This window comes from Sphingobacterium psychroaquaticum, assembly GCF_004421025.1.
Lineage (GTDB): Bacteria > Bacteroidota > Bacteroidia > Sphingobacteriales > Sphingobacteriaceae > Sphingobacterium > Sphingobacterium psychroaquaticum.
Genome location: NZ_CP038029.1, coordinates 341830 through 354052, shown reverse-complemented (window position 1 = coordinate 354052; position 12223 = coordinate 341830). Strand labels below are relative to the sequence as shown.

Genomic DNA, 12223 nt, shown 5'->3' with positions numbered 1-12223 from the left:
AATAAGGAGGAGGAATGATTAAGTTTGTTTAAAACACCCAACATAAAAGTCTATTTCAACACATGAAAATTATTGCAGTAGGTAGAAATTATATCGATCACGCTAAAGAACTTAATAATCCGGTTCCGGAGAACCCTGTCATCTTTTTAAAACCGGACACCGCTGTCCTCAAAGATAACAAGGACTTTTACTATCCAGATTTTTCGAAAGATGTACATTATGAAGTAGAAGTTGTCGTCCGTATTTGCAATGAAGGCAAGCACGTCACTAAAAAATTCGCACACAAATATTACGATGCCATCGGTTTAGGGATAGACTTTACGGCCCGTGATTTACAGTCTACACTCAAACAAAAAGGACTTCCGTGGGAATTAGCTAAAGCTTTCGATCACTCTGCAGTAGTCGGTACATTAATTCCCAAAGACGAATTTGAGTCGATCAACAATATTAATTTTAGTCTCAAGAAAAATGAAGAAGTCGTACAAATCGGGAATACCGAGGATATGATTTTTGATATCGAATCCTTGATCGTTTTTATTTCACAATATATCACCCTCCGTAAAGGTGATTTGCTCTTTACGGGTACACCGGCCGGGGTTGGTCCGGTTGCTATTGGGGACAAACTAGAAGGATTTATTGCAGAAAAATCTATGTTTATCTGCCAAATTAAATAATGATGAAGAAACGTATAGCCATTTTGGCCAGCTGTGCGCTGTCTCTTTTCTTTGCACAAGCTCAAAAAAGAGATGTGATTACTTCTCGGGATTATCCACAGGGTTACTTCCGCAATCCCTTAAATATTGCGCTAGATGCCTCTGGAACTTTTGGAGAGCTCCGGACAACACATTTCCACGCTGGTGACGATTACCGGACACAACAACGCATCGGTTTACCATTACATGCTGCCGCCGATGGCTTTGTTTCCCGTATACGGGTACAAATTGGAGGTGGAGGTAATTCAATGTACATTGATCATCCGAATGGTTTTTCGTCAGTCTACCTACATATGGATGGCTTCAATGAGGCGCTAACTGCGATCGTTCGCGCCGAGCAGTTTAAACAGCGACGTTTTGATGTAGATGTAACCTTAACGCCCGAGCAAGTTCAGTTAACAAAAGGACAATACATCGGAGATGCCGGAAATTCAGGGGGATCAGGTGGGCCGCACTTGCATTTTGAAATCCGTGATACAAAGACACAACACCCGTTAAACCCACAGCTCTTCGGACTCCGTTTTGCGGATAACTTTAATCCAACAATAAACAGCATTATGCTGTATGATTTAAATGATGAGCTGTTCAGTGAGAATACCCCACGTAAATCATTTGCTGTCCGTAGTATAGGGAGTGGTCGATATGCGCTCCAGTCTCCGGTACAAGTACAAGCCAAATTTGGCTTGGGCATTAGTACCATTGATAGACACCGGGCTGGTGGTTTTCAAAACGGCGTATACTCTATCGAGCTTTTTATTGATGGACAAGCCGTTTCTACCGTTGTTTTTGAAGAATTGGACTTTAATACCTCCCGAGGAATCCATTCTTACATAGACTATCCGCATTGGAAAAAAACAAAAGCGAAAATTCAAAAAAGCTTTAAAGATCCAGGAAATGCTATTGAAATTTTCAAAACGCTAAAAGATAGAGGTGTTATCTATCTGACCGAACCGCGAACATATGATGCGAAATATGTGGTAAAGGATGTAGCAGGTAATTGCAGTGAGTTGGATTTTAAAATTCAAAATAACCCTGTTCCTCCCGCTGCTGCACCAAAGCGATATGGCGAACTCTTTTCGTACAACAAAGTAAATACATTTGAACAAGAAGCAATCAAAATAAATATACCGCAAGGTGTGCTATACGATGATGTTGATTTTCTGTATAGCACTGCTCCACAACCGACAAATGCATATTCCATAACACATCGTGTACATAATAGCTTAACGCCCTTGTTTTCCGCCTACAACTTAAGCATTAAACCGACAAACTTGCCCGCGCATCTACAAGATAAAGCATTGATTGCTTCAGCTGAAGGTGGTGCTGAAGGAGGAAAGTTCGAAAATGGATGGGTGACCGTCAACACACGGAATTTTGGCAACTTTTATGTTGTCGTTGACACCATTGCTCCAACGATCTCTCCACGAAATTTTAGTGCCGGTAAAAGTATAGCAGCACAGCGAAAAATAGATTTTACCATCTCGGATAACTTCTCCGGAATTCAATCCTTCGACGGTTACATCGATGATCAATGGGTTTTAATGGAGTATGATTCTAAAAACAAACACTTGTGGCATGTCTTTGATCCTACTTTATCCAAGGGAACTCATCGCTTTAAACTGGTGGTAAAGGATTGGAAAGACAACGAGAAAGTATATGAAGTTAATTTTAGTAAATAATTAAACCATGGCAGAACTACAAATTGGCGATAAAGCCCCCGCAATAACAGCAAAAAATCAAAAAGGAGAAACAATTCAATTGTCTGATTTCACAGGAAAGAAGGTTATTTTATATTTCTACCCCAAAGATAATACACCAGGTTGTACAACAGAGGCTTGTAATTTCCGTGATAATTATCAGGCACTATTAAAAGATGGTTTCGAGGTATTGGGTGTTAGTATTGATAGCGAACAATCGCATCAGAAATTTATTAGCAAGCATGAACTCCCGTTCAATCTTCTTGCCGATGAAGACCAAAAAATTGTAAATGATTACGGCGTATGGGTAGAAAAAAACATGTACGGCAAAAAGTATATGGGGACAGCAAGGACCACTTTTGTGATCGATGAGGGGGGCGTTATCCAACACATAATCAAAAAAGTAGATAACAAAAACGCAACGCAACAAATTCGCGACTTATTAGCACAATAAGTCGGGCGAATCCTTTATATTTGCCCTTATGAGCAAGCAAACAGACGATTTTTTTAAAAGCATTATATCGCATGCCAAGGAATACGGATTTGTATTCCCGTCAAGTGAAATTTATGACGGCCTAAGTGCCGTATATGATTATGGTCAGTTAGGTTCTGAACTAAAGAACAATTTGAAGACCTATTGGTGGAAATCCATGGTGCAACTCAATGAAAACATTGTAGGTATCGATGCCGCAATTTTCATGCACCCAACAACCTGGAAAGCGTCTGGGCATGTGGATGGATTTAACGATCCGATGATAGACAACAAAGATTCTAAAAAACGTTATCGCGCCGATCAACTTATCGAAGATAAAATCGATCGATACGAGAAAGACGGTAAAACAGATAAAGCAACGCAGCTGCAAAAAGACTTGGATGACGCCTTAAATGCGGACGACTTAGTACGTTTGAAAGACATCATCGAAGAACATAATATCGTATGCCCCATCTCAGGCACAAAAAACTGGACCGATGTACGTCAATTTAACTTGATGTTTGCAACGCAGATGGGTGCGATGGCTGACGGAGCAGAGCAAGTGTACCTTCGTCCAGAAACAGCGCAAGGTATCTTTGTGAACTTCTTGAATGTTCAGAAAACTGGACGAATGAAAATCCCTTTTGGTATCGCTCAAATCGGTAAAGCTTTCCGTAACGAGGTTATTGCACGTCAGTTCATTATGCGTATGCGAGAATTTGAACAAATGGAAATGCAATTTTTTGTACGTCCCGGTTCTGAATTAGAGTGGTATGCAAAATGGAAAGAGACACGCTTAAAATGGCACTTGGCTTTAGGTTCAGATCCAGCGAAATACCGTTATCACGATCACGCCAAATTAGCACACTACGCTAATGCTGCAGTAGACATCGAATACGAATTCCCATTTGGATTTAAAGAGGTAGAAGGTATTCACTCCCGTACGGATTTTGACTTGAAACAGCATCAAGAGTTTTCGAAGAAAAAAATGCAATACTTCGATCCAGAAATAAACCAAAACTACATTCCGTATGTTATCGAGACTTCTATTGGATTAGATCGTTTATTCCTCACGGTACTTGCCAATTCATTGGAACAAGAAGATCTATCAACAGAAGAAAAACAAGATTCTCGTGTGGTATTGAAATTTCATCCCGCAATCGCTCCTGTAAAAGCAGCTATACTTCCATTAACGAAAAAAGATGGGTTACCGGAAAAAGCACGCGAAATTATGGCGAAGCTTAAAATGGAGTTCAATGTCCAATATGATGAAAAGGATGCCATTGGAAAGCGTTACCGTCGTCAAGATGCTATTGGAACACCATATTGTATTACAGTGGATCACCAAACATTAGAGGATAACACCGTTACCATTCGTCATCGTGACAGTATGGAACAAGAGCGTGTGAATATTGCCGACCTAAGCCGAATTATCGGAGATTTAGTCGGTTGGAATAACTTACTGGAAAAACTAGTTTAATCTATTCAACGATATAAAAAAGGTGGCTGTTTCTAAAGGATAGCCACCTTTTTTATGCTAGAAAGGTTCTATAATTTCACCGTCCCAGTCTTCGTTCAAACGAACTTTAAATTCCGCTTCTTGATCGATTCCGCTCAACAGTTCTCCTCTAAAAACAAGTTGCATGTTATTTCGCATACGACTATTGACCGTAAACTCTCTCAACTGTCGCTCTTCTTTATCCCGCACTGTCACCAGATACACAACCTCTTGAGGCTCTCCCTGATCTCCCATAAACTGATGAAAATAAAACTCTTTACTCTCCGCCTCAAAATCCACAGCGAACGAAACAATTTCATCATCGCCCCCTATATCTTTAGAACGATCACCAAATGGTACATATACAAAAGGTGTATGTAACGGTTTAATAGTAATCCTTCCCACATTGGTAAGATCACGATTATCTGTAAATTCAAACTTAACCATACTATAATAGCGATGCAATAAAAGTGGAACATCGATATCTTGTCGGACGGAAAAAGTATGTGTCACACCAAATATTTTGGCCTTACTGTTCGAGAATAAATTCCGCACGGAATATGTTTGTGCATCGGTTATATCCGAAATGTACAGATCAGCAGCGGACTCGTTAGATAAAAAGATGCTCACATATTCACCAGGTGGCAACTGTAAAGAAAGACCGGGCCACCCTTCTGCTGAAAAATCCACATTATTTTCCTCTACCAAGCGATTCGTCTCTCGGTTGAATACCGCATAGTGAAGACGACGGATCGATGAATGGGTCATAGTTTTACTTAATCCCGTCAGATTAAAATTATCAATACGCGTTACCCCCATCGATGCATTATAATTACCGGCAGAACCGCGATCACCTGCTTTCATAAGCAATTGAACATACAATGGTCGATCATAATCCAAAGCTAGAGTATCCACATAAAAAATAAAGCTATTCTTCGGATAACTCGATGAGCTGGACCCGACGTTGGCAAATTGATTATCTGCTGAAATGGAGTGATAGGTTTCGCCATCTTGCGTATATAGAAATTCAAAATCTTTTGGCCCTGTTGCAGATGAACTGATATCAAAACCTATTGATTTCAATGATTGAACACGGTCCAAGGGCACTTTAACAACCAGATCCTGGAGACCACGAAGCACCATAGCATACCCACCTGCAAAACCATTAGAAGCCCAGCCTTGTGCACTAAAGTCATCTGGAACTTCACCGTCATTATATAAGAACTTAGCATTTTTATCTATTGAAATATCAGGGATAGACGATCCCGTATTAAAAGACCAGTAGTAGAGGTATTCATCTTGCACGACTTGTGGAGGAACATTCGTTATACTAGAAAGTTTAGACAAGGCCGTATACTTTCCTATATTTTGTAAGGGGGAAACAGAGGCGTCGAATTCCTGGAACTCGAACGCTACGGTATAGCTTTCATTATGATCGTCAAAAGATATTACTTCATTTTTACAGGAAATGGTTACAACAACGATTAAAAATAGAGAAAGGCTATACCGACACCATGCGGTTAGTCTTTTCATCATATTATTGTTTATAATTATCTGAATTTCTATAAGATACAAAAAAAACAGGCGTTTCCGCCTGTTTTTCTCAAATTTTAATATTACTCAGTTTCCCGTTGACCAGTACCTTCACCGTTCCCTTATTCTTTCCCTTGATCTTATAATCTATTACTTTTCCGTCTTTCCAACTAATATCTACCAAATAATTGCCACGAGCTTTCAAGCCTTTTACCTGACCTTCCTTCCAGAAACCTGGAAGAGCCGGCAACAGATGAATGTAGCCATCATGCGACTGAAGTAACATTTCAGCAATTCCAGCGGATCCTCCAAAATTACCGTCAATCTGGAAAGGAGGATGTGCACAAAATAAATTTGGATACGTCCCAGCACCGACACCTTTATAATCAGTTCCTTCCGCATAGGCTGGTTTGAGGAGTTGACGTAAAATCTCTAATGCATGATCTCCATCATGCAACCGTGCCCAGAAAAGAACTTTCCATGCGCGTGACCATCCTGTTCCCTCATCACCACGTACCTCTAGCGTTTTTCGAGCAGCATCAGCCCATTCTTTTGTTGTAACAGGCGAAATGAAATTTGCTGGATACAATCCATACAAATGTGATACATGTCTATGTTTTGGTTCCACCTCCTTATAATCTTCGAGCCACTCCATAACACGGCCTGACTTACTGATCACCACTGCTGGCGGAACATCTTTTAGGTCGGTGCTTAGTGTTGCAGCAAAGGGATCTTTTAGTCCAAGTAGCTTATCTGCCTCGATAACGGCACCATACAACTCCCGTACGATCTGATTGTCGATCGTTGGTCCCATCACAACGGCTGTTGTCTTACCGTTATCCATCCGAAAAGCATTTTCCGGGGATACCGACGGCGAAGTAACCAGCCAACCGGTCTTAGGATCTTTCACCAAGGTTGCTTTATAAAATTCCGCAGCACCTTTTAGAAGCGGATAAATCTCGCGTAAGTAATCCGTATCTCCGGTAAACAGATAGTGCTCCCACAAATGATTGCATAACCAGCCGGATGCCGTACTAGCTCCCCAGGAAGCCTGCTCCCCAGGCGCTGAATATCCCCAAACATTGGTCATCATGTAGACCACCCAACCTGGTGCATTATAATACGCTTTGGCTGTCTTTTCTCCCGTCTTCGCAATACGTTTTATCATCTCGATAAAAGGCAGGTGATATTCCGAGAGGTTACTTACTTCAACGCCCCAGTGATTCATCTGTGCATTGATGTTCAAGTGGTAATCCCCATTCCATGGTGTTTGTATCTGATGTGCCCATAATCCTTGCAAATTGGGTGGTAAAGCATTTGCTACTTTTGGTGCGGTACTAGCGATGCTTAAGTATCGCCCAAACTGATAATACAAGGATGCCAAACCGTTATCATGCTGTGGATTAAGGTGAAAATCACGAATGCGTATATCGGTCGGAACATCTTGTCGAGATACGTCGTCTTTTAGTGATAACGATACCCGGCTCATAATCGGAGAATAAGCTGTAAGATGTCGTTCATAAGCGGTTGCGTATTTCAGTTGATTGGTGCTATTTATTTCATCTGACACAGTGCGAACGGGGTCATGCCCATAATAACTTGTTGAAGCGCCTACGTAGATCAAGACTTCATCTGCGTCCTTTACGATAAGTTCATTATCGTGCACCATACGTTTCCCTCCTTGGGCCACAATCCTAACCTGTCCCGCAAACTGAATCCCGTTTCCACCTTTTCCATCAGGAAGATAGCCGCTTACTTTTATCTCATTCTCCTCCACTTGAACCTGAGAAAGATTTTCATCGCGGTAAAAATGCAAGGCAAAAGAAATGGATTGTGCTTTACTCGCCGACAAGCGGATAACACCTACATTCCGGTCAAAAGATGTAAAATATTCCCGTCGATATGTTGTACCATTTACAGCAAACGAGGTCGTTGCTAAAGCTTTATCCAGGTCCAAAGTACGCTTATAATCGACAATATCCCCATCACCAATTTGGTGTAAAAAATTTAGAAAACCAAAGTTCTGGAATGCACCGTATGGCACTTTAGCACCATTTCCATGACCAGAACCTTGCCCACTACATACAAAATTAAGGTTGACCAACCTTTCCGCTTCGTCATTCTTTCCCGCAAATAGCAGCTCTTGAATTTGCTGAACACTTTTGTAAGCATCGTAATTATTCGGGTCCTCTGGACTACCCGACCACATGGAAATTTCATTCAATACAATAGCCTCGTCACGGACTCCACCGTTAGGCATCATCCCGACACGGCCATTACCTAAAGGTAATGTTTCTTCCCAACGGGTCGCGGGCTTATTATACCACATCAGTAAATCTTGCGCATTCAAATGTAGGGTGATCACAACGAGCACCAACGTACAAAAAAGTCTCATAGGATTATTGATATAGATTAAACTCCGCAACCGTAAATGTTGTTCCGATTGTTTCTTTCGGGACAAACTTAATATAACCTTCTTGAATTGGTGTCCCAAAGGAAACGAACTGCTCAATTGGGTTCGCTTGAATATTGGACAACTCTCCTTGTCTCAACGGCCTCCATTGGATATTATCAGAACTCACATAAATAACAAACTTTGTGACCATCCCCTCTTTTTGTCCATCCTGCCGCGGCAAGTAACCAATGGAAGAAACAGCCTTATTCAATTTAAAGACAAGGCCATCTTCCGATTTAGGTAAAGAAGCAAATGTTTCCGATTTTCCATCTACAGCTTGATCAGCACCTGCTGTCACCAAATCAAATCCTGTTCTAGTTACTTTTACTTTAGCTTGCGCTTCTCTCTCAAATTTAAACGGCTCATCATATTCTTTAAAAAGCGCAAAATCGCTTAATGCAGGCGCAACAGGGGCATATAATTTTAGTTTTAATTTACGTGCTGTAACGGGATGATCTAATTTAATAAGTCTGTTTGCTCCAATACTCGTTGCTCGTGCCAATACCTGCCAGCGGCCGTTCTTGTGCTCCTCGACGACCACACTATCCAACCGTTGTCCTAACTTAATATTCTCACGCAAGCGAATGATGTCAAATGTGGTTTCTCCCTGAAGTTGAATTTCCAAGACGGGATCATGTACATTATCTTCTGAAGCATAATAGCTATAACGATCGGCATCCAAAAGATTTGATGGTGCAAATATTTTGGCTTTCCCTCTTACATTAGAAGCAACAATCTTTGCGCCTCCAGCTAAGTTTTTCTTAAATGTTTGTTCCACTTTTTGTCCAAAAGCAGCTAGCGATTTCACATCATTTTCATGCAGATAACCATCCGGCATCGGTGCAAGACCTAGGTTCATATTAGCACCTCGTCCGACCGACTTTAAGTAGATATCAAATAACTGATTTGGCGTTTTCACTTGCTGATCTTGCTCGGGATGATAGAACCAACCTGGTCGCTGAGGAACGTCACATTCAGCCGGGATCCATTGCTCTCCTCCACGATCTCCTGTCGGTAAATTAGACTCATCTACTACACCCGGTACAGGTTTTTTACCATCTTTGCTCTTCGGAGTTATTGTTGCCCAACTCGTCTCAGCAGCCGAACCATGCTCATTACCGACCCAACGCATATCAGGTCCTACATCAGAAAAAATCATCGCCATAGGTTGGTGCTTCCGAACAATAGGCCAAGTCTTTCCAAACCAATCATAATAGGTTGTTCGGTCGATAATACGCTTTTCATTTCGCCCGCCATAATAACCATCACCACCGTTAGCACCATCATGCCATGACGTAAAAAGCTCCCCATATTGGGTCATCAATTCTGTAAGCTGTTCTCGGTAAGCATCAGCATATGCGGGTGTGCCATATCGCGTATCATTCCGATCCCACGCCGAAAGATAAACCCCGAATTTCATCCCATGTGCATGCGTCGCATCCATAAATTCACGAACCATATCCCCACGCCCCTCCTTGTACAAAGAGCTTGCAACGCTATAAGATGTCGTTTTCGTGGGCCATAAACAAAAGCCATCGTGGTGTTTTGCAACAGAGATCAATCCTTTAAAACCAGCAGAAGCAGCAGCCTTAGCTATTTGATCAGCATTAAAATTTCGTGGATTAAAAATATGTGGATCGGCATCACCATAACCCCATTCCTTATTTTGGAATGTGGTAGGGGTATAATGGATCAAACAGTACATTTCCATTTCGTGCCAACGAAGTTGCCGCTCAGAAGGTAAGACACCATAAGGCTTCGGTGGATTTTGTCCGAATAAAAACAAGGGCAAAACACCGCTCATCAAAAACAATTTGACTCTTTTCATGCTTAATAATAATAGATTCAGGTAGGTGAAAATAACAATAATAGATGGAATAAAATTAAAATATCGGAAAAGATACAAGGCTATTATCGAAAAGCGTTATACGCTATAGAACAATATGATATACAGGCTGTATCTTTTAAAGTTAGATTTGAGAAAATTAAACATTATGGGAGAGAACAATAAAAAAATCACGACATCTTCAGGCGCGCCAATGCCGCATTACGAGGATTCACTTTCCGCAGGACCACGTGGTCAATTGCTATTACAAGACTACTTTCTGCATGAAAAACTTGCGCAGTTTAATCGGGAGCGCATACCGGAACGTATTGTCCATGCAAAAGGTTCAGGCGCTTATGGAAAATTTACCGTCACTAATGACATCAGTAAGTACACCCGCGCCAAATTTTTAAACAAGGTAGGAAAAGAAACCAAAGTGTTTATGCGATTCTCCACTGTTGGTGGCGAGCGTGGCTCCGCGGATTCCGAGCGCGATCCAAGAGGTTTTGCCATGAAATTTTATACGGAAGATGGAAATTATGACCTTGTTGGTAACAACACACCGGTATTCTTTATTAAAGATCCTCGTAAATTTCCAGATTTTATACATACCCAAAAAAGGGATCCGTATACAAACTGTAAGTTCCCGACAATGGTGTGGGACTTCTGGTCGCTAAATCCAGAATCATTACATCAAGTCACTATACTCATGTCCAATAGAGGAACACCATATGGATTCAGACATATGCATGGTTATGGTAGCCATACTTTCTCCATGATTAACAAGGATAATGAACGTGTATATGTGAAATTCCATTTTCGCACGGAACAAGGAATCCGAAACTTAACCGGTAAGGAAGCGATGGAGATGCGCGGGATTGACCCCGATTACGCACAACGTGATCTCTATACAACTATTGAGAAAGGTGATTTCCCAAAATGGAAACTACATATTCAGGTTATGACCGAGGAGCAAACCAAAACATTTCGATGGAACCCATTTGATTTAACGAAAGTATGGTCACAAAAAGAATATCCCCTTATCGAAGTTGGGATTCTGGAACTCAATGAAAATCCAGCAAACTACTTTGCAGATGTCGAACAAGCGGCCTTCGCACCTGCCCATGTTGTAGACGGAATTAGTTTCTCACCAGATAAAATGCTTCAAGGACGTATATTATCGTACCCTGACGCACACCGTTACCGCTTAGGAACAAACTTCGAGCAAATCCCTGTAAACCGTTGTCCTTTTATGGTGAACAATTATCACCGCGACGGATACATGCGCGTTGATGGCAATGGAGGATCCCTGCCGAATTACCATCCTAACAGTTTCGATGGCTTCGTAGCCGACCAGAGCTATGTTGAACCACCGTTAAAACTAGATAGTCTGGTAGCAGATCATTATGATCGTAATAATAACGATGATGACCACTTTACACAACCCGGCGATCTCTATCGATTATTGGATGCGAACGAAAAGGAGCATCTCGTAAATAATATTGTGGATAATATGTCAGGCGTCGATGGTCCGAAAAAGGACGAAATCATTATGCGTCAGCTATGTCACTGGTTCCGTGCCGATACAAATTTAGGTATGAGTGTCGCAAAGGGCTTGGGCTTATCCATGGATAAGCTAAGTGAACACATGCCTAAGTAGTTGGGAGTTTATAGTTGTTAGATCGTAGTTTATGGTTGGTTGTTTACAGACAATTCACTATAAACTACGAACTACTTTCCATAAACTAAAGCCTACGAACTACCCTCTATGATCTACTTTCTACAATCTACGATCTACCCACTAGCAACCAAAAAAGCCCCTCCAGTTTCCTGAAGGGGCTTTCGTATAAAATTAGGCGCCGACCTACTCTCCCACCTGTTACGGCAATACCATCGGCTCTGGCGGGCTTGACTTCTCTGTTCGGAATGGGAAGAGGTAGACACCGCCGATATAGGCACCTGAATATCTTTATGTGCTTGCTATAAAATTTAAACAAACAACCAAATAACATATCAGGAAGAAAGAAGGG

The 12223-nt window shown here is 41.4% G+C and carries 8 protein-coding genes and 1 rRNA gene; 5 read left to right on the top strand and 4 right to left on the bottom strand.

Annotation, left to right across the window (positions count from 1 at the left end; all coding sequences use genetic code 11):
- The first annotated feature begins 62 nt into the window (after positions 1 to 62).
- Genes E2P86_RS01505 through E2P86_RS01490 form a run of 4 tightly spaced genes read left to right on the top strand, consistent with a single transcriptional unit; the run spans position 63 to position 4362 of the window.
- Positions 63 to 674, top strand: coding sequence for a fumarylacetoacetate hydrolase family protein (locus tag E2P86_RS01505; protein ID WP_085472476.1), 612 nt, complete (start codon positions 63 to 65; stop codon positions 672 to 674).
- Positions 674 to 2392: a M23 family metallopeptidase gene (locus tag E2P86_RS01500; protein WP_240775550.1), complete on the top strand. Its 1719-nt coding sequence runs from the start codon at positions 674 to 676 to the stop codon at positions 2390 to 2392. Before E2P86_RS01505 ends, E2P86_RS01500 begins: the two co-directional genes overlap by 1 nt.
- Before the next feature lie 7 nt (positions 2393 to 2399).
- Entirely contained in the window at positions 2400 to 2864 is a 465-nt protein-coding gene (gene bcp / locus E2P86_RS01495; protein WP_085472478.1) for a thioredoxin-dependent thiol peroxidase, read from the top strand.
- Positions 2865 to 2892: 28 nt separating this feature from the next.
- Positions 2893 to 4362, top strand: a complete 1470-nt coding sequence (locus E2P86_RS01490) for a glycine--tRNA ligase (RefSeq protein ID WP_085472479.1) — start codon at positions 2893 to 2895, stop codon at positions 4360 to 4362.
- Between the two features lie 57 nt (positions 4363 to 4419).
- On the opposite strand, the gene E2P86_RS01485 is transcribed toward E2P86_RS01490, so the two are convergent.
- From E2P86_RS01485 to E2P86_RS01475, 3 genes are all read right to left on the bottom strand, one after another.
- Positions 4420 to 5916 (bottom strand): hypothetical protein, encoded by a 1497-nt coding sequence (locus E2P86_RS01485; RefSeq protein ID WP_134430278.1) that lies wholly within the window; start codon positions 5914 to 5916, stop codon positions 4420 to 4422.
- Positions 5917 to 5983: 67 nt separating this feature from the next.
- Positions 5984 to 8308: a glycoside hydrolase family 95 protein gene (locus E2P86_RS01480; protein WP_134430275.1), complete on the bottom strand. Its 2325-nt coding sequence runs from the start codon at positions 8306 to 8308 to the stop codon at positions 5984 to 5986.
- 4 nt (positions 8309 to 8312) lie between these two features.
- Positions 8313 to 10196 carry an alpha-L-fucosidase gene (locus E2P86_RS01475; protein ID WP_134430272.1) on the bottom strand — a complete coding sequence of 628 codons (1884 nt, stop codon included), beginning with the start codon at positions 10194 to 10196 and terminating at the stop codon, positions 8313 to 8315.
- Between the two features lie 166 nt (positions 10197 to 10362).
- On the opposite strand from E2P86_RS01475, the gene E2P86_RS01470 reads away from it, so the two are divergent.
- The gene (locus E2P86_RS01470; protein ID WP_085472483.1) at positions 10363 to 11853 is read left to right on the top strand and encodes a catalase; all 1491 of its coding nucleotides are present in this window, start codon (positions 10363 to 10365) and stop codon (positions 11851 to 11853) included.
- 191 nt (positions 11854 to 12044) lie between these two features.
- On the opposite strand, the gene rrf is transcribed toward E2P86_RS01470, so the two are convergent.
- Positions 12045 to 12156, bottom strand: a 5S ribosomal RNA gene (rrf, locus tag E2P86_RS01465).
- Between the last annotated feature and the right edge of the window lie 67 nt (positions 12157 to 12223).

Bases quoted from the DNA above. Each gene is read 5' to 3' on its own strand.
- E2P86_RS01505 (WP_085472476.1), top strand. From the start codon at position 63: ATGAAAATTATTGCAGTAGGTAGAAATTATATCGATCACGCTAAAGAA.
- E2P86_RS01500 (WP_240775550.1), top strand. From the start codon at position 674: ATGATGAAGAAACGTATAGCCATTTTGGCCAGCTGTGCGCTGTCTCTT.
- bcp (WP_085472478.1), top strand. From the start codon at position 2,400: ATGGCAGAACTACAAATTGGCGATAAAGCCCCCGCAATAACAGCAAAA.
- E2P86_RS01490 (WP_085472479.1), top strand. From the start codon at position 2,893: ATGAGCAAGCAAACAGACGATTTTTTTAAAAGCATTATATCGCATGCC.
- E2P86_RS01485 (WP_134430278.1), bottom strand. From the start codon at position 5,916: ATGATGAAAAGACTAACCGCATGGTGTCGGTATAGCCTTTCTCTATTT.
- E2P86_RS01480 (WP_134430275.1), bottom strand. From the start codon at position 8,308: ATGAGACTTTTTTGTACGTTGGTGCTCGTTGTGATCACCCTACATTTG.
- E2P86_RS01475 (WP_134430272.1), bottom strand. From the start codon at position 10,196: ATGAAAAGAGTCAAATTGTTTTTGATGAGCGGTGTTTTGCCCTTGTTT.
- E2P86_RS01470 (WP_085472483.1), top strand. From the start codon at position 10,363: ATGGGAGAGAACAATAAAAAAATCACGACATCTTCAGGCGCGCCAATG.